18 protein-coding genes and 2 tRNA genes are annotated in these 18,050 nt (G+C 59.8%); 15 read left to right on the top strand and 5 right to left on the bottom strand.

Annotated elements, in window-relative coordinates; genetic code table 11:
• Positions 1-12: 12 nt before the first annotated feature.
• From QWI18_RS04580 to QWI18_RS04565, 4 genes are all read right to left on the bottom strand, one after another.
• A complete protein-coding gene (locus QWI18_RS04580) occupies positions 13-273 on the bottom strand; it encodes a DUF2164 domain-containing protein (protein ID WP_037016295.1) in 261 nt (86 codons plus the stop codon).
• Complete coding sequence (gene hisH, locus QWI18_RS04575; protein WP_369318300.1) at positions 273-911, bottom strand: imidazole glycerol phosphate synthase subunit HisH; 639 nt, start codon at positions 909-911, stop codon at positions 273-275. Before hisH ends, QWI18_RS04580 begins: the two co-directional genes overlap by 1 nt.
• Positions 911-1,504 (bottom strand): imidazoleglycerol-phosphate dehydratase HisB, encoded by a 594-nt coding sequence (gene hisB, locus QWI18_RS04570; RefSeq protein WP_065987388.1) that lies wholly within the window; start codon positions 1,502-1,504, stop codon positions 911-913. Before hisB ends, hisH begins: the two co-directional genes overlap by 1 nt.
• Positions 1,505-1,791: 287 nt before the next feature.
• A complete protein-coding gene (locus QWI18_RS04565; protein ID WP_065987389.1) occupies positions 1,792-3,453 on the bottom strand; it encodes an OFA family MFS transporter in 1,662 nt (553 codons plus the stop codon).
• 330 nt (positions 3,454-3,783) lie between these two features.
• Between QWI18_RS04565 and QWI18_RS04560 the strand changes: the two genes are divergently transcribed.
• From QWI18_RS04560 to QWI18_RS04520, 9 genes are all read left to right on the top strand, one after another.
• On the top strand, positions 3,784-6,012 hold the full coding sequence (locus QWI18_RS04560) for an AsmA family protein (protein WP_296306434.1): 2,229 nt from the start codon (positions 3,784-3,786) through the stop codon (positions 6,010-6,012).
• A gap of 134 nt (positions 6,013-6,146) precedes the next feature.
• Complete coding sequence (gene mutY, locus QWI18_RS04555; RefSeq protein WP_192130803.1) at positions 6,147-7,214, top strand: A/G-specific adenine glycosylase; 1,068 nt, start codon at positions 6,147-6,149, stop codon at positions 7,212-7,214.
• Entirely contained in the window at positions 7,211-7,483 is a 273-nt protein-coding gene (locus tag QWI18_RS04550) for an oxidative damage protection protein (protein WP_192130801.1), read from the top strand. The genes mutY and QWI18_RS04550 overlap by 4 nt, the downstream gene beginning before the upstream one ends.
• A gap of 102 nt (positions 7,484-7,585) precedes the next feature.
• A tRNA-Phe gene (locus tag QWI18_RS04545) sits at positions 7,586-7,661 on the top strand.
• A gap of 387 nt (positions 7,662-8,048) precedes the next feature.
• Complete coding sequence (locus QWI18_RS04540) at positions 8,049-8,636, top strand: DUF433 domain-containing protein (protein WP_369318359.1); 588 nt, start codon at positions 8,049-8,051, stop codon at positions 8,634-8,636.
• Positions 8,633-9,040 (top strand): hypothetical protein, encoded by a 408-nt coding sequence (locus QWI18_RS04535; RefSeq protein ID WP_369318299.1) that lies wholly within the window; start codon positions 8,633-8,635, stop codon positions 9,038-9,040. The genes QWI18_RS04540 and QWI18_RS04535 overlap by 4 nt, the downstream gene beginning before the upstream one ends.
• A 140-nt stretch (positions 9,041-9,180) precedes the next feature.
• Positions 9,181-9,840: a hypothetical protein gene (locus QWI18_RS04530; protein WP_369318298.1), complete on the top strand. Its 660-nt coding sequence runs from the start codon at positions 9,181-9,183 to the stop codon at positions 9,838-9,840.
• A gap of 64 nt (positions 9,841-9,904) precedes the next feature.
• Entirely contained in the window at positions 9,905-10,399 is a 495-nt protein-coding gene (locus QWI18_RS04525) for a hypothetical protein (protein ID WP_369318297.1), read from the top strand.
• A gap of 90 nt (positions 10,400-10,489) precedes the next feature.
• A complete protein-coding gene (locus tag QWI18_RS04520; protein WP_369318296.1) occupies positions 10,490-11,032 on the top strand; it encodes a cytochrome b in 543 nt (180 codons plus the stop codon).
• A 106-nt stretch (positions 11,033-11,138) separates the two neighbouring features.
• Here the strand turns inward: QWI18_RS04520 and gabP are convergent, their stop codons facing one another.
• Positions 11,139-12,530, bottom strand: coding sequence for a GABA permease (gabP, locus tag QWI18_RS04515; protein ID WP_065987397.1), 1,392 nt, complete (start codon positions 12,528-12,530; stop codon positions 11,139-11,141).
• A gap of 495 nt (positions 12,531-13,025) precedes the next feature.
• On the opposite strand from gabP, the gene QWI18_RS04510 reads away from it, so the two are divergent.
• The 6 genes from QWI18_RS04510 to QWI18_RS04485 all read left to right on the top strand — a co-directional run bounded on the left by QWI18_RS04510 (position 13,026) and on the right by QWI18_RS04485 (position 17,760).
• Positions 13,026-13,799 (top strand): ABC transporter ATP-binding protein, encoded by a 774-nt coding sequence (locus QWI18_RS04510; protein ID WP_192131027.1) that lies wholly within the window; start codon positions 13,026-13,028, stop codon positions 13,797-13,799.
• 13 nt (positions 13,800-13,812) lie between these two features.
• A complete protein-coding gene (locus QWI18_RS04505; protein WP_065987399.1) occupies positions 13,813-14,577 on the top strand; it encodes an ABC transporter substrate-binding protein in 765 nt (254 codons plus the stop codon).
• 67 nt (positions 14,578-14,644) lie between these two features.
• A complete protein-coding gene (locus QWI18_RS04500) occupies positions 14,645-15,340 on the top strand; it encodes an ABC transporter permease (RefSeq protein WP_065987400.1) in 696 nt (231 codons plus the stop codon).
• Positions 15,337-16,026, top strand: a complete 690-nt coding sequence (locus QWI18_RS04495) for an ABC transporter permease (protein WP_369318295.1) — start codon at positions 15,337-15,339, stop codon at positions 16,024-16,026. Before QWI18_RS04500 ends, QWI18_RS04495 begins: the two co-directional genes overlap by 4 nt.
• 157 nt (positions 16,027-16,183) lie before the next feature.
• Complete coding sequence (locus QWI18_RS04490) at positions 16,184-17,389, top strand: methyltransferase (RefSeq protein WP_369318294.1); 1,206 nt, start codon at positions 16,184-16,186, stop codon at positions 17,387-17,389.
• Positions 17,390-17,684: 295 nt separating this feature from the next.
• Positions 17,685-17,760, top strand: a tRNA-Thr gene (locus tag QWI18_RS04485).
• Positions 17,761-18,050: the final 290 nt, after the last annotated feature.

Here is an 18,050-nt window from a genome sequence, read left to right as displayed (position 1 = left end):
GGCTTGACGCTTCTAGCTGCTCTTCTCCAACGCCCACAGGTCGCTTTCGATGCTTTCGAAACGCTCCTTGAGGTGCGTCTGAACATCGAAGATCGCCCGGTTGTAGTAATGCGGTGCGATCTCGCGGGTGAACAATTCCAGAATTTCAGCCGCCTCGAACGAACCCAGGTCCAGCTCGAAACGGTCTTCCATGAACCGCTTGATCGTGTGGCACGCCTCGCTCTCCTGCTCGGGAGTGAGGGTCAGGATCGGCGGTTTGGTCTTCTTGCTCATTACCGGCTGCCGTCCCACGCCGCGAAGTTCTGCAGTAACTGCAGGCCATGGGTATGGCTCTTCTCGGGGTGGAATTGCACGGCGAAACGTGAGCCATCGGCCAAGGCGGCGGCGAAGTCATGACCGTAATGGCCACGGCCGACAATCTGCTGCGGGTTGGGCGATTCGATGTAGTAACTGTGTACGAAATAGAACCGCGCCATGTCCGGAATGTTGGCCCAGAGCGGGTGATCCACGGCCTGCGCCACCTCGTTCCAGCCCATGTGCGGGACTTTCAGATGCTGGTCGTCTTCGTGAAGATCCTTGCCGAAAAAGCGCACCTGACCGGGCAATACGCCGATGCAATCGACGCCGCCACTCTCTTCGCTGCGCTCCATCAGCGCCTGCATGCCCACGCAGATGCCGAGAAACGGACGGTCCTGACTGACTTCACGCACCAGGGCATCGAAGCCCAGGCGGCGGATTTCAGCCATGCAGTCACGAATCGCGCCGACCCCGGGAAACACGATACGGTCGGCTTCACGGATGACGTCGGCGTCGCTGGTGATCAGCACGCGGCCGGCGCCGACGTGCTCCAGCGCCTTGGCCACCGAGTGCAGATTGCCCATGCCATAGTCGATAACAGCGACGGTCTGCATTACAGCACGCCTTTGGTCGAAGGCATCTGGCCAGCCATGCGGTCATCAAGCTCTACTGCCATGCGCAATGCACGGCCGAACGCCTTGAAGACGGTTTCGATCTGGTGGTGGGTGTTGTGGCCGCGCAGGTTGTCGATGTGCAGCGTGACATTGGCGTGGTTGACGAAGCCCTGGAAGAACTCCTGGAACAGGTCCACATCAAAGCCGCCGACGGTGGCGCGGGTGTACGGGACGTGCATCTGCAGGCCAGGCCGACCGGAGAAGTCGATGACCACGCGCGACAGCGCTTCATCCAGCGGGACGTAGGCGTGGCCGTAGCGACGGATTCCCTTTTTGTCGCCGATAGCTTTGCTGAACGCCTGACCCAACGTGATGCCGACATCTTCCACGGTGTGGTGATCGTCGATATGCAGGTCGCCTTTGCATTCGATGTCCAGATCGATGAGCCCGTGACGGGCGATCTGGTCGAGCATGTGTTCAAGAAAAGGAACGCCGATATCAAATCGGGACTTTCCGGTGCCATCCAGGTTGATCGAGGCTTTGATCTGGGTTTCCAGGGTGTCGCGCTCGACGAACACCATACGTTCGGCCATCACCAGCTCCGCTAAATCATTGGGCGAAAAGGCGGCCATTATAGGCGTGTGGCGGGGAAACAGAAACATGAAGCGAGCAATGCCGGACCGAGGGAAATGCCGGCCGCATGCGATAGACATGTGTGTACAAGCGAATACATTCAGGCAAAAAAATGTGGGAGCGAGCTTGCTCGCGAATAGGCCCTGACGTTCGACATCTCCGTCGACTGTTAGACCGTCTTCGCGAGCAAGCTCACGCCCACAGGTTTCAGGTCAGCCTGATACATCTCAGGCTGCCTCGATCAGCTTTAGTGAAACAACACCGCAGTCTTCTGCAGAGTGATCCACACGCCCCACGCCAACGGAATGCCAACTGCCAGCCAGGCCAGAATCGCCAGTGGCTTGGTGCTTGGATCGGCTTTCCATTCCAGCGAAGTGCTGTGATCGGCACCGACATCGTGACCGAAAGCTTGCTCAGCCTTCAACTGCTCGTCAGTCATGAAGTACTTGTCGGCCACCGGACGCACCAGCAGGTTGCAGATGAAGCCCAATACCAGCAGACCCGCGAGGATGTACAGGGTGATGTCGTAAGCATCGGCGCGTGCAACGCCGTGGCTCAGCTGATACTCACGCAGGTAGTTCACCAGCACCGGACCGAGCACGCCAGCGGCAGCCCAGGCGGTCAGCAGACGACCATGGATCGCGCCGACCATTTGCGTACCGAACAGGTCGGCCAGGTACGCCGGAACGGTTGCGAAACCACCGCCGTACATCGACAGCACGACGCAGAACGCCGCCACGAACAGCGCAACGCTGCCCAGGTGACCCAGTGTCGGTACCGATGCGTAGAGCAAAAAGCCCAGCGCGAAGAACACGAAGTAAGTGGCTTTACGGCCGATGTAGTCCGAGAAAGATGCCCAGAAGAAACGTCCGCCGATGTTGAACAGGCTCAGCAGACCGGTGAAGCCCGCTGCGATCGCCGCGATGGCCGCCAGTTGCGAGGCATCCAACTGCCCGAAAGGCTGATCGTTGCCCAGCAGTTTGCCGCCGAACACTTCCTGCAGCAGGGGCGAAGCCATGCCCAGGATGCCGATACCTGCCGAAACGTTCAGGCACAGCACCAGCCAGACCAGACGGAACTGCGGGGTCTTCCACGCAACGCTGACGTGCACGTGACGGTTGGTGATCATCGCGCTGTTGGCTTTCTTCGCAGGAGCGGTCCAGCCTTCAGGTTTCCAGCCGGTCGGCGGAACGCGATAGGACAGTGCACCGCCGATCATGAAGACGAAGTAAATCACCGCCATCACCGCGAAGCTCTGCCAGACACCGACGCTGTCAGGCGTGGCGAAGTGGCTCATCAGTGCGGTTGCCAGCGGAGCGCCAACCATCGCGCCACCGCCGAAACCCATGATCGCCATGCCGGTCGCCATGCCGCGCTTGTCCGGGAACCACTTGATCAGCGTCGAGACCGGCGAGATATAACCCAGGCCCAGACCGATACCGCCGATCACGCCCGAGCCGATCCACATCAGCCAGATCTGGTGCGTATAAACGCCCAGCGCCGAGATCAGCAGACCACCACACCAGCACAGTGCCGATACAACACCGGCCTTGCGCGGGCCTGCGTGTTCCAGCCAGCCGCCCCAGATCGCTGCGGAGCAACCCAGGAAAATGAAGAACAGGGTATAGATCCAGCCGAGCATGGAAATCGGCCAATCACAGCTGGACGAAATGACTTGCTCGAAGAAACCCATGTCAGCCGGGCAGGCGACAGCGGTCTTGATGCCGATTGCCTTGGACAGCGGCAGCCAGAACACCGAGAAGCCATAGGCCATGCCGATACACAAGTGGATTGCCAATGCAGCTGGCGGAACCAGCCAACGGTTGAAACCGCGCTTGGCGATAATGCGCTCTTTGGACAAGAACGCAGGCTGAGCGGCAGTACCGCCCAGAGCAGTGCTCGTAGTCATCTTATTGTTGCCCCCAATTTATAGTTGTATCCCGCAAGAACAGCGACATAGCCCCACCACCACTCTTAAAGCACGCAGGCCTCGGTGGTTTATCGGCAGGACATCTCTTTACGTGACAATTCGACGCAGCACGGCTGGCGAATGGCGCGAGATTACCATTTGCGGCCTAAAAGAAAGCATTCTGCTACTACCTTTTTAGTGCCGTCTGTCACTGTGCAGATCGCCGCCAACTCGATCGGCAACGTCTATGGCGATCCAAAACCCGGTGCTTGCGTGAGAACGCTATACTCGCGGGCTAAATTTTGAACGACTCGACACAAGGACTCGCCCATGAAAGCGTTCGGCAAAATCCTGGGGCTCACCCTTCTCGGGCTGTTGCTGATCATCGTGGCTCTTGGCTTTGCCCTGACCCACTTTTTTGATCCCAACGACTACAAAGACGAGATTCGAAAACTGGTTCGTGATCGCGCCCATGTCGAGCTGACGCTCAATGGCGACATCGGCTGGAGCCTGTTTCCATGGCTTGGCCTGGAGCTGCACGACGCCAGCGTTGCCACCTTGAGCGAGCCGTCCAAGCCTTTCGCCGATCTGCAGATGCTCGGGCTGTCCGTGCGCGTGCTGCCGCTGCTGCGCAAAGAAGTTCAGATGAGCGACGTGCGCGTCGAGGGCCTGAACCTGACGCTGACCCGCGATGAAAACGGCCACGGCAACTGGGAAGACATCGGCAAAATACCCGCGACCGCGGCCAATCCAGCCCAGCCCCCCGCCACGCCGGATGCGCCAACTGATACCGCGTCGGCCAAGCCCGACAAGCCGTGGCAGCCGCTCAAGCTGGACATCGACAGCCTGACCGTGAACAACGCGCGCATCGATTTCAACGATATTCCCAAGGCCCGGCAGTTCACCGCCGAGAGCATTCAGCTGAGCACCGGCCCGATCCACAACGCGACCGATATCCCGCTGAAACTGACCGCATTCCTCAGCACCAATCAACCCGTCGTGCGCACTAAAACCGAACTGACGGGCAAGCTGCGCTTTGATCGCGCCCTCAAGCGTTATCAGCTCGACGACATGCGTTTCTCGGGTGATGTGACGGGCGATCCACTTCAGGGCAAGACGCTGACGTTCTCGGCCCAGGGCCAGTTGCTGGCAGACATGTCCGCCAACGTCGCGGAATGGACCAACCTGAAGCTATCCGCCAACCAGCTGCGCGCCATCGGCGAGCTGCATGTGCGTGACCTGGACAAGACCCCGCAGCTCACGGGGGGCGTTTCGATTGCGCAGTTCAACCTGCGCGACTTCCTCGACAACATCGGCCAGCCTGCGCCGACCCTTGGTGACGGCAGTCTGAACAAACTGGAACTGGTCACCCGCATCGCGGCGACGCCGAACAGCGTGGCGCTGGACGACCTCACGGTGAAACTCGACGACAGCACCATCAGCGGCCACATCGCCGTGGAGGACTTCGCCAAGCAATCCCTGCGCCTGCAACTCAAGGCCGACACGTTCGACGCCGACCGCTATCGCAAGCCCGAAGGCGAGCAGGCGAAGAGCGCGGGCGCCGCTCGCAGAGCCGAAGTTCAGGGCGCCGAGGCCGAAGCCATGGTGGCCTCAGGCACCTCGCCTCTGCCGAATCAGCCGACCCAAGGCGCCTGGAGCGACGCGAAGCTGCTGCCGCTTGAGCGCCTGCGCAAACTGGATGTCGACGCCGATCTGAGCTTCGGCAAACTGACCCTGGAGAAACTGCCGATCCAGAATGCGGCGCTGAAAACCTCGGCGCTCGATGGCGTGATAACCGTCAACAGCCTGCGCGGCGATCTGTACAACGGTAATTTCGAGGTCAAGGGCAATCTCGACGCGCGTCCAGAAGTGCCGTTGGCCAGCGTGCAGACCCGTATCGCCAAAGTGCCGGTGGAACACTTCATTCAGAGCCAGGGCACCACGCCGCCTCTGCGGGGCCTGCTCAACCTCACCAGCGATGTGACCGCCAAAGGCAATAGCGAGAAGGCGCTGGTCGAGAGCCTCAACGGTACTGCCAGTTTTGCGCTGAACGACGGCGTGCTGGTCAACGCTAACCTCGAGCAGCAGCTCTGCCGCGGCATCTCGACGCTCAACCGCAAGAGCTTGAGCGGCGAGCCGCGTGGCAAGGACACGCCCTTCCAGCAGTTGAATGGCAATCTGGTGTTCCGCAACGGCGTGGCCAGCAACCCGGACCTGAAAGTCCGTACCCCGGGCCTGACCGTCAACGGCGATGGCGACATCGACCTGCGCGTCATGGGCATGAACTATCGCGTCGGGGTGATCATCGAAGGCGACAAGAGCGACATGCCGGACCCTGCCTGCGAAGTGAACCCGCGCTTTGTCGGCATCGAATGGCCGGTGCTCTGCCGTGGCCCGCTGGAAATGGGCGCGAAGGCCTGTCGTCTGGATAACGACGGCCTGGGCAAGGTCGCTGCAAAGCTGGCAGGCGACCGGATTGGCGACAAGATCGATGAAAAGCTGGGGGACAAGGTCAGTCCCGAGCTTAAGGACGCGATCAAGGGATTGTTCAAGCGTTAAGCCTGACTAACAGGCGCCGCGCAGTTAAGTGGTGGGAGTGAGCACACTCCCACATTCATTTTGACTGGCCGCCGACAGCGCGGCGTCTGGCTGCGGATATAGCAACCCAACTTCTTTGATCACCGGAACCCTTGATGCAACCCGAGCAGTTCTCCTCCGCCGTTCTCGACTGGTACGACCGCCACGGCCGTCACGACCTCCCCTGGCAACACGACATCACCCCGTACCGCGTGTGGGTGTCGGAAATCATGCTGCAGCAAACCCAGGTCAGCACCGTGCTTGGCTATTTCGACACGTTCATGGAAGCGCTGCCTACCGTGCAGGCTCTGGCCGACGCGCCGGAAGATGAGGTCCTGCATCTGTGGACCGGGCTGGGTTACTACACCCGCGCGCGCAACCTGCAGAAGGCCGCGAAAATCGTGGTGGCCGAGCACGGCGGAGAATTCCCCCGCGACGTGGAAAAGCTCGTCGAGCTGCCGGGTATCGGCCTCTCAACGGCCGGCGCGATTGCCAGCATCAGCATGGGCCTGCGCGCGCCGATCCTTGATGGCAACGTCAAGCGCGTACTCGCCCGCTTCACCGCCCAGGAAGGCTATCCCGGCGAGCCCAAAGTGGCGAAGCAGATGTGGACCACGGCCGAGCGCTACACGCCGCACAGCCGGGTCAATCACTACACCCAGGCGATGATGGATCTGGGTGCCACGCTCTGCACCCGGACCAAACCCAGCTGCCTGCTCTGCCCCCTCGAGCGTGGCTGCGAAGCCCACATGCTGGGCCAGGAAACCCGTTATCCAATTCCTAAGCCGCGCAAGGTCGTGCCGCAAAAGCGCACCTTGATGCCGATCTTTGCCAACGGCGAAGGCGCGATTCTGCTGTATCGCCGCCCTTCGACCGGGCTGTGGGGCGGGCTATGGAGCTTGCCGGAACTGGACGACTTCAACGACATGCAGCATCTGGCCAACCAGCACGCCCTTGAGCTGGGCGAGCATCAAGCCTTGCCGGGCCTGATCCACACGTTCAGCCACTTTCAGCTAAGCATCGAACCCTGGCTGGTCCGGGTCCGCGCGTCCGCCCATCACGTGGCCGAGGACGACTGGCTCTGGTATAACCTCGCCACCCCGCCGCGCCTGGGCCTTGCCGCCCCGGTGAAGAAACTGCTGAAAAACGCAGCCGACGTATTGAATGCAGGAGAGTCCTCATGACCCGCACCGTGATGTGCCGCAAATACAAAGAAGAATTGCCTGGCCTGGACCGTCCGCCGTATCCGGGCGCCAAAGGTGAAGACATCTACAACCATGTCTCGCAGAAAGCCTGGGGCGACTGGCAGAAACACCAGACCCTGCTGATCAACGAGCGTCGTCTGAACATGATGAACGCCGAAGATCGCAAATTCCTGCAGACCGAGATGGACAAATACCTGTCCGGCGAGGAATACGCCAAGGCCGACGGCTATGTTCCCCCTGCCGAATAACCCTTCGCAGACAGTGTTCGTCGTAAGCGGAGGAAATAATTCAGATTTTTTTCGACACCCCGCTTGACGACCTCCTGAAAAACACGTTTAATGCGCCCCGTTGCCCAGATAGCTCAGTCGGTAGAGCAGGGGATTGAAAATCCCCGTGTCGGCGGTTCGATTCCGTCTCTGGGCACCATAAATACCGAAAAACCCCTGCATCGAAAGATTCAGGGGTTTTTTATTGGGCGCGAATAACTAGGGTGCCCTCGGAGATCTCAGCCGTACAGACGCCTGCTACGAATGGATTTGTTAAGCGTCGCCACTCCAGGCACAGCACGGGATCATCAAACTTTCACCCGTCCGCGCCCCCACCTTCTTTACAATTTTGCCCTGAGCATCCGCCCAAGATCAGTTGAACGAGACCCTGATCAACCTCAGAATGCATTTTTTTGAGCAGCCACGGACACGGGGGGTGTGCATGAAGACTGTCGAATCGTCGAGCCGCCTCATTGGGGTCGGCGTGTACACGCCCTCAGAAGCAGCCCTTTACACAGGCATACCCGCCAAGGACATTCGCAGATGGCTGTTCGGCTATAAGGCGGATGGTGTGGAGCACTCCGGTTTGTGGCTTCCTGAGCTGGATGTCGGAGACGAGAAGCTGCTTGGCTTCCACGACCTGCTTGAGATCAGATTTGTTGATGCCTTCCGAAAGCACGGCGTGAGCCTTCAAGCTATTCGCGCAGCATCCAGGCAAGCCAAGGAAATTTTTGACCAGCACTATCCGTTCACCTGCAGAAGATTCCAGACTGACGGCAGGAGCATATTCGCTACCGTTTTTGATGAAACTGGCGACGAGGCGATCCTGGATCTGGCGAAACGTCAGTATGCATTCAGGCAAGTAATCGCCCCTGCGCTGTATGAGGGCATTGACTATACGGGCGAGGGAAAGGCGCAGCGTTGGTATCCAGTCAAGCGAAGCAGGGCAATCGTGCTGGACCCGAACCGCAACTTTGGAAAACCGGTGCTCTCCGCCGCTGGTATCGATACGGCGTCGATTTATCAGGCTTACCTGGCTGAAGGCCAAGACGCAAAACGTGTGTCCGTGATTTTCGAAATTCCGACCGCAGCAGTGGACGCTGCGGTGACCTTTGAGCATAGGATCGCTGCTTGAATTTTCTGATCGATAACAATCTTCCACCGTCCATTGCCAGAGCCTTGCACGAGCTATGCAGAGGCGAAGGCCATGTCGTAATCCCACTTAGGGACAGGTTTCCAGCGGACACAAGTGACATCCACTGGATTACCGACCTCACTGCCGAAGGCGGGTGGGCCGTGGTGTCACAAGACAAGTTCTCCAAGGGAAACGCCGAGCGGCAGGCCTTCATAGAATGCGGGCTACCGGTTTTCTGCCTCGCGAGGCAATGGGGCCAAACGAGCTACTGGAGTAAGGCTGAAAATCTTGTCCGGTGGTGGCCTGCCATCATTCGGCAGGCGGAGCTGATCTCGGGCGGTGCGGCATTCAAGGTCGTCTGGAAATTTTCAGCGCCCGGGAAGTTTGAGCAATTGAAAATGTAGCCTCGCATCAGACTTGCCCCTGCGATCCCGTCTCTGGGCACCATAAATACCGAAAACCCCTGCATCGAAAGATTCAGGGGTTTTTTATTGGGCGCAATTTATTAACATCGCAGGCTTGAGCTAACCAAGGAAGCTTCGTGATGGCATCTGTCAGCAAGCAACAAAAACGAGCCAAGCGCGCCAAGACCAAAGCCAAAGAGCAGCGTGTCGATCGCCAGCATCCGCAGACTCCCAACCCGATCGTCCCGGATTACTTCATGCCTGATTTCTTCTCGGACGACGACGCAGCGCTGCTGGACGACGATACCCTGCTGAAGAATTTCGTAGAGCCGGACATCCTTGAAACCATGGACGAAGAAGAGCGGGAGGCGATGGCGGCGGTGATAAGAGGCGAGTCCGACGAGATGTCGATCACTGAGGACGAAATGCTGATAGCGGAGGTGTATCACTCCCCTGCGCCGGAGCCTTCTCAGGAGCAACGCCTCGCGCATTACGAAGTGCTCAAGCTTGCCGAGCAGCAAGGGTTCCTCGATCTGCTCGATGCCTTTGCCAGAGGTCCCATAGCCGCCCACGCTTTCTACGACATCGACTTCGACGACTACCTCGACGTGCTGGTGAAAACGCTTGGCGCTTACTTGATGTGGGCCCACGGACTGGATGAGGCTACCGTCAGGGCGCGCATTCACGACGATGATTTCTACGAGGCCTTCCGCGCGATTCTCGACGAGATCGAGATGGAATCCACGATGGAGATGCTGGGGATCGACCGCAACAAGCACGACGAACCGGCGCAAGACTGAATACAATACGCGCCCGATGATCCTGGGCCATGCGAATGGCTGCACCGCACAAGGAACCGCCGTAATGGCCTCCCCCGACAAACAGCAAAAACGCGCCCAGCGTGCAAAGGCCAAAGCCAAGCAGAACCGTTCCGGCAAGGCCCGGCCGAGCGTTATTCACCCGGTGCTCAACCATGCCTTCGTCAACGAGCCTTTCGATGACGTCGAGATCGACCTGAGCACGTTTGATTTCAAAGACATCGAAGAAAACGGTTTCGACCCTGCGGATTTCGACGACCTGTTCGAAGCAATGAAGCAGGCCGAATCAGTAAGCTTGCTGGCGCTGTGCGTGGTCTTCCTGCAATACCCGGTGCTGGAGCTGGTGATTGCCGAAGAAGACGAAGAGCCGGCGACCGACTTCATGATGGGCCTGCTGATCACCTACCGCGGGCTGTTCCACGAGGAAGATGAAGACTCGGCCGTTAAATGGATCGGCAGCGACGCCTTCCAGACTGCCTACAACGAAGCGTCCGTGATTCTGCAGAAAAAGAACGCGAAAGGTGCAGGCGGGCGTTCTTAAAACGTTTTTTGATTTACATGACCCCGGTCAAAACGGTAGCTTTGCGCCATTACGAGAATGCAACTCCTTCTCAACTAAAGGCTGGCCGTTTTGACACCTCTAAACACCGCTTTGCCGGCACCGACGTCAGGCGAAACGAGCACTTACTCCCGAACCCGAATTTTCCTGCATTGGCTGTCCGCAGCCGTCATCCTGTGGGCGACATTCAGCGGCTTCGGCGTGGCATTGCTCGACCAGAGCGACCCGTTTCGGCAATGGGTCGAGTCGTTTAATCCCCAACTGACCAGCCTGTTTATTCCGTTCTTTGCCTGGCGTTTGTGGCTGGCGGTGAAAGCCCCTGCGCGGCCCTCCGCTAAAAACGTCCAGGCGCGACTGGCCAGCGCTGCGCACAAAGCGATCTACGGGGCAGTAGCCGGCGTGTTGATTACCGGGGTGCTGATGATGAGCCACCCGGTCATGCTGCTGGCGCTGGTGCCGCTGCCACAGCTCATCCATTCAAAAATCGCGCTGCTGGAGCTGCATCAGTTGCATCACGTCCTGTGCGCGGCATTGGCAGGGTTGGTGGCGCTGCATCTGGCCGCAGTGGTGCTGCATCAAGTGCGGGGGAAATCGGTGCTGCGCAGGATGCGCTGAGACACTGACCCCCACCGCGACCCGATCATCGGGACGAAAAAAAACCGCCATCATCCCTGATAGCGGCTTCTCGACAGCGGTCGGTCACAACCGACTCACTGCTCCATCAATTCAGCACAACCTTGCCTGCCTTCCCCGCTTTGCGACGGCTCGACACGATCAGGCCAGCAGCCACGACCATCAGGCTCAGCAGCCCGGTGGCAATGATCTCCATGCGGTGGCCTTCCTGGAACAGCATGATGGTCAGCACGGCGACGATGAACACGATCACTGCCCAGGTCAGGCCGGGGAACAGCCACATGCGGAAGTCGACGGCCTGGCCTTCTGCTTCACGCTTGCGGCGCATACGCAGCTGAGACACGGCGATGACCAGATACACCAGCAGTGCGATGGCGCCCGAGCTTGCGAGCAGGAAGTCGAACACCGCCGCAGGTGCGACGTAGTTGGCGAACACGGCAGCAAACGCAGCGCCGGTCGACAGGAGCACCGCCCAGTAAGGCGTGCCGGCTTTGGTGGTGCGCTGGGAAACAGCAGGGGCGTCGCCACGTTTGCCGAGGGAAAAGAGCATGCGTGAAGCCGTGTACAGCGCCGAGTTCAGGCAACTGGTCACGGCGACCAGCACGACGATGTCGACGATCAGCTTGGCGTTCGGAATGCCCATCAGATCGAGCACGGTCTGGTACGAACCCACTTCAGCCAGACGGCTATCGTTCCAAGGCACCAGCGAGACGACGAGGAAGATCGAAAGCAGATAGAACAGGCAGATCCGCCAGATCACCGAATTGGTGGCCTTGGTGATTTGCTGGCCGGGATTCTTCGATTCTGCCGCCGCGATGGTGACAATCTCCGTCCCCATGAACGAGAACATGGTGGTCAGCATCGCCGCCAGCACCGCCCCCATGCCGTTAGGCAGGAAACCCTGCGTGTCATACAAATGACTGACGCCGCTGACCTGGCTGTTCGGCAGAAGACCCATCACCGCCGCAATGCCCAGCACCACAAAGCCGATGATCGCGAGCACTTTGATCAGCGCGAACCAGAACTCGAACTCTCCGTAGTTCTTCACGCTGAAGAGGTTGGTCGCGGTGAGCAGCAGAGTGATCACTAACGTGAACGCCCAGATCGCCACGTTCGGGAACCACGCGTGCAGGATGGTTGCGGCGGCGTTGGCTTCCAGCGGGATGACCAGCACCCAGAACCACCAGTACAACCAGCCGATGGTGAAGCCGGCCCAGTGCCCGATCGCGCGGTCGGCGTAGGTCGAAAAAGAACCGGTGTCCGGCGAAGCGACGGCCATTTCCGCCAGCATGCGCATCACCAGCACCACCAGCGTACCCGCGGCGCCGTAGGCCAGAAGCACAGCCGGCCCGGCTTCGGCAATCGCGTGGCCGGAGCCGACGAAGAGGCCGGCGCCGATGACGCCCGCGATGGACAGCATGGTGATGTGCCGCGGTTTGAGCCCTTGTTCAAGGTTTGAAGCGTTGGGTGTACTGCTCATGGAACCAACCTTAGAAGGATTTCTGTACGGATCAGGACGCGTGGCGGCTCTTCGTAAAGAGAACACAACAGCTCTGTTATTTATTTTTTACGCAAGAATTACGCCAGGATGTTTCAGATACGACGTCGCAGCGGGATACGCCCGCTCTAGACCTTTTACGCAAGTCCATGAATGCAATAGCAATTCGCCATTCATGTAGGAAACGTTACCTGAAGCAACAGGAGGGTGACGATTAGCCGCACCGAAAATACACACTCAAGATGAAATAGCACCAAATAAGCGCACATTAACGGCCATCAATCCCCGCAATGGCCGGAACACCCTTCCCCACGGCGGTTAAAGCTGGCACCATCGCGCCCTTTTTGCGCAACGGCATTCTGCGCCGGCGCTCATCAAGCTCATCCTCAAAAGGCCTCGCGCAGCATCGCTGCTGCCGCCGCCAGGTTGCGTCCACTCGACAACCCGATGAGCCCACCGAATACACGAGGACTGAACATGGCCGAGGCCACGCCCGCCCTGGAAATCCGCAATCTGCACAAGCGCTACGGCGAACTCGACGTGCTCAAGGGCATCTCGCTGAGTGCGCGCGATGGCGACGTGATCTCGATTCTGGGTTCCTCTGGCTCAGGCAAGTCGACGCTGCTGCGCTGCATTAATCTGCTGGAGAACCCGCATCAGGGGCAGATTCTCGTGGCCGGCGAAGAGCTCAAGCTCAAAGCCACCCGCAAAGGTGAACTGATCGCTGCCGACAACCGTCAGATCAACCGCCTGCGCAGCGAGATCGGCTTTGTCTTTCAGAATTTCAATCTCTGGCCGCACATGACCGTCCTCGATAACATCACCGAGGCTCCGCGCCGCGTGCTGGGGCAGAGCAAGGCCGAGGCCACCGAAGTTGCCGAAGCATTGCTGGCCAAAGTGGGAATCGCCGACAAGCGTCATGCGTATCCGGCACAGTTGTCGGGCGGTCAGCAGCAACGTGCCGCGATTGCGCGCACGCTGGCGATGCAGCCCAAGGTCATTCTGTTCGATGAGCCCACGTCTGCCCTCGATCCCGAGATGGTGCAGGAAGTGCTTAGTGTTATTCGTGGCCTGGCCGACGAAGGCCGGACCATGCTGATGGTGACCCACGAAATGAATTTCGCCCGGCAGGTGTCCAGCGAAGTGATCTTCCTGCACCAAGGGCTGATAGAAGAACAAGGTTCGCCAGACCAGGTCTTCGATGACCCGCAGTCGGCGCGCTGCAAACAATTCATGTCCAGCAATCGCTAACGGAGCAACATCGATGCAGACCCTGAGAAACATTCTGTTGGCCGCTGCCGCCACCCTGGCCATGGCCTCCAGCGCCTTTGCTGCCGACACCCTGAAAATGGGCATCGAGGGCGCCTATCCGCCGTTCAACAACAAAGACGCCAGCGGTCAGGTGGTGGGCTTTGACGTGGAGATCGGCAACGCCCTGTGCGCCAAGATGAAAGTGACCTGTGAGACCGTCACCTCCGATTGGGACGGCATCATTCCAGCCCTGAATGCGCAGAAGTTCGACTTCCTGATCTCGTCGATGTCGATCACCGAAGAACGCAAGCAGGCCGTGGATTTCACCATTCCGTACTACTCCAACAAACTGCAATTTGTCGCGCCTAAGACTACGAACCTCAGCGGCGACCTGGCCGCCATCAAGGAAACGTTGAAGGGCAAGACCATCGGCGCCCAACGCGCGACCCTGTCCGGGACGTGGCTGGAAGACAACTGGGGCGACGACGTGACCGTCAAGCTGTACGACTCCCAGGAAAACGCCTTCCTCGACCTGGCGTCGGGCCGCCTCGACGCACTGCTCGGCGACAAATACGCGAGCTACGAGTGGCTGAAAGGCAAGGAAGGCCAGAGCTTCGAGTTCAAAGGTGACGCCCTTCCGGTTGACGACAAGATCGGCATCGCGGTGCGCAAAGACGACCCGCTGCGCGACAAGCTGAGCGAAGCCTTGAAAGAAATCATCGCCGACGGCACCTACAAGAAGATCAACGACAAGTACTTCCCGTTCAGCATCCTCTGACCTGCCTGACCATCGCCGCCGTTTGCCCGCGCAGACGGTGGCGTCTGTCCTCTAGACAAACAACGCCATGAACTTCGATCTCTATGGATTCGGCCCGGCCCTGGCCGCCGGCATGCTGATGACCCTCCAACTTGCGCTGTCGGCCCTCTGCCTGGGGCTGGTGCTCGGCCTGCTCGGTGCGCTGGCGAAGACTTCGCCGAATCGTGCCTTGCAGTGGCTGGGCGGCACGTATTCCACGCTGGTTCGCGGCATCCCTGAATTGCTGTGGGTGTTGCTGATCTACTTCGGCACGGTCAGCTCGATGCGGGCGATCGGCAAGCTGTTCGATATTCCGAACCTGTCACTGAGTGCGTTCGCGGCTGGCGTCATTGCCCTGGGCCTGTGCTTCGGCGCTTACGCGACCGAGGTGTTTCGCGGCGCCATGCTGTCGATCCCGAAAGGTCATCGCGAGGCCGGCTTGGCGCTGGGCATGTCGCGATCGCGCATCTTCTTCAAACTGGTGATGCCGCAGATGTGGCGCATTGCGCTGCCGGGGCTCGGCAACCTGTTCATGATCCTGATGAAGGACACGGCGCTGGTCTCGGTCATCGGGCTTGAAGAGGTCATGCGCCACGCGCAGATCGCCGTCACGTCCACCAAGCAGCCTTTCACCTTCTATATGGTCGCGGCGCTGATGTACCTGTGCATGACCGCGCTGTCGATGATCGGCCTGGCGTGGCTGGAGAAACGCGCGTCGGTGGGCTTTGCGAGGAGCGCGTCATGAGTTGGGAATTCGTCCTCAGATGGCTGCCGAAACTGCTGCACGGCGCCACCGTGACGCTGGAGCTGGTCGCCGTCGCGGTGATTGCCGGCCTCATTCTCGCCATTCCGCTGGGCATCGCCCGCGCCTCACGTAACGCCTATGTCCGGGCGCTGCCCTACGCCTACATCTTCTTCTTTCGTGGCACACCGCTGCTGGTCCAGCTGTTTCTGGTCTATTACGGCCTGGCGCAATTCGACGCCGTCACCAAGGGTCCGCTGTGGCCTTACCTGCGCGACCCGTTCTTCTGCGCGGCGCTGACCATGACGCTGCACACCACCGCCTACATCGCGGAGATCCTGCGCGGCGCCATTCAGGCCGTGCCACCCGGTGAAATCGAAGCGGCCCGTGCACTGGGCATGTCCAAAGGCAAAGCGCTGCTGTACATCATCCTGCCCCGCGCCGCACGCATCGGCCTCCCCGCCTACAGCAACGAAGTCATTCTGATGCTCAAGGCCAGCGCACTGGCGAGCACCGTGACCCTGCTCGACATCACCGGCATGGCCCGCACCATCAACGCGCGGACCTACATGCCGGAGCAGACCTTCCTCATCGCCGGGTTGATCTACCTGGTGATGTCGTTCGTGCTGGTGCAAGGCTTCAAACTGCTTGAGCGGTATTTGCGAGTGGACGCCAGCCAAGGGCGCTGAGGATCGCCGCGCGCTCCCGCAGAGAACACGGTCCAGGTGGGAGCGAGCTTGCTCGCGAAAGCGGCATTTCAGCCGCCGAAGATTGCCGAGCCTGATAAACGCGCTCAGGCACTGATTCACCGTATGCTGCACATCACCGCTCAACTGCCATAACCCAATGCCACTCACACCCGCGCAACTCCAATCCCGATTCGCCGCGCTCGATGCCTTCTTCCTGGAGCATCAGGCCCTGTGGCGGCCACGACCTTTCACCCATCGCCACCTGCCGTGGGAGTCCCAGCACCCCGAGCTGTCACGCTGGTTGCGACAACGCTCGCTCGAAGAGGCAGAAGCTGCGCACAACCATCCCGAACAGCTCAGTGCGCCTCAGCCCTTTGCTCAACTAGCTTTACAGTCGAAGGCATTAAGCGAGATCGACCCGCTGCCTCCCGTCAGCCTGGAGCCCGTGTCATCGCGCATGAGCGTCGACGTGCCCGGCCGCAAGTGGCAACAGATCGAAGCCTTCGCCAGCCGTTTAAGCTTTCAGCGACAGCCAACCCACTGGCTGGATTGGTGCTCGGGCAAAGGCCACCTCGGTCGGCGCCTTGCCCATAGCGGCCAAGCGCTGACCTGCCTGGAATACGATGCGCACCTGGTTGAATCGGGACGGCAGCTCAGCGACAAACTGGGCATCACCGCAAACCATCTGCATCAAGACGTCATGGCCGACGATGCCGGCGCGCGCCTCGAAGCCCATCACACGCCCGTCGCCCTCCACGCCTGCGGCGACCTTCATGTGCGCCTCATGCACCTCGCCAGCGACGCCCGCTGCCAACAACTGGCGATCGCGCCCTGCTGCTACAACCGCATCGCCGGCGAGCACTACGTGCCGATCTCCGAGCAGGGCAAAGCGTCCGCGCTTACGCTCTCCATCGATGACCTCGGCCTGCCCCTCAGCGAAACCGTCACCGCCGGCGCCCGCGTACGCCGCCAGCGCGACACCTCCATGGCTCGACGCCTCGGCTTCGACCTGCTGCAGCGAGCGCTACGCGGCGTCGACGACTACCTGCCAACGCCTTCGCTCCCCAGCGCCTGGCTAGCCAAACCCTTCGCCGACTACTGCCGCGACCTCGCCGAGCTCAAGCAACTGCCCTCCCCCGGCATTCAGGACTGGACCGCCCTTGAAGCCGCGGGCTGGGCGCGTCTGGCCGAAGTGCGCAACCTCGAATTGCTGCGCAACCTCTTCCGCCGGCCGCTGGAAATGTGGCTCATCCTCGACCGCGCGCTTTATCTGACTGAGTGCGGGTACGACGTACGCATCGGCACCTTCTGCGACAGCCAAGTCACTCCGCGGAATCTGCTCATTCTCGCAGAACGGCCGTGAGCTTTTTTTGACGCGCGCGCCTGTGGATAAGTCTGTTGATGAAATCCCAGCGAACGCCCGGAAATCCTGCTTTGGGAGGGATGTAATCATTTGTTCATTTTTTGGTCAGCGTAAAATTGGCGCTAAAACAGTAGCTTGCGAAGGATTGAGAATGGTTCGTGAATCTGACCGATCGTCGCCTTCGGTTTGTGCGGATTGTGAATAACGGTAATTACCTTCCGGCATAAGGGCCGCGAAAAAACTGAAATTAGGGCTTTACTCGCCAGATCAAATCCCTATAATCAGCGCCCACAACGCCGGTATAGCTCAGTTGGTAGAGCAACTGACTTGTAATCAGTAGGTCCCGGGTTCGACTCCTGGTGCCGGCACCAGATTTAGCAAAAAGGCTCACCGAAAGGTGAGCCTTTTTTGTTTGTGCCAAATGCCACACCGCCAATCCCCGTAGGAGCGCGCTTGCCCGCGAAAGCCCCCTCCGCCGCACTACCGCCCTACCTCCCCGCCCAACCCACACAAAAAGTCCGAAATCCCGTAGGACGCTTCTGAAATTAAGCGATATCCTCCCGACCGCTTGAACGTGTCTGATCCGGCGACTACCTTCCCGGGTGTCGTTGCAAACAACGACCGGGTTTAGTCGCCCGAACACGTCAGGCGCGTAACGCCC

The organism is Pseudomonas sp. W2Oct36 (assembly GCF_041060465.1).
Classification (GTDB): domain Bacteria; phylum Pseudomonadota; class Gammaproteobacteria; order Pseudomonadales; family Pseudomonadaceae; genus Aquipseudomonas; species Aquipseudomonas graminis_B.
The sequence above is the reverse complement of the archived record's forward strand: the minus strand, read 5'-3'. Positions and strand labels throughout refer to the sequence as shown.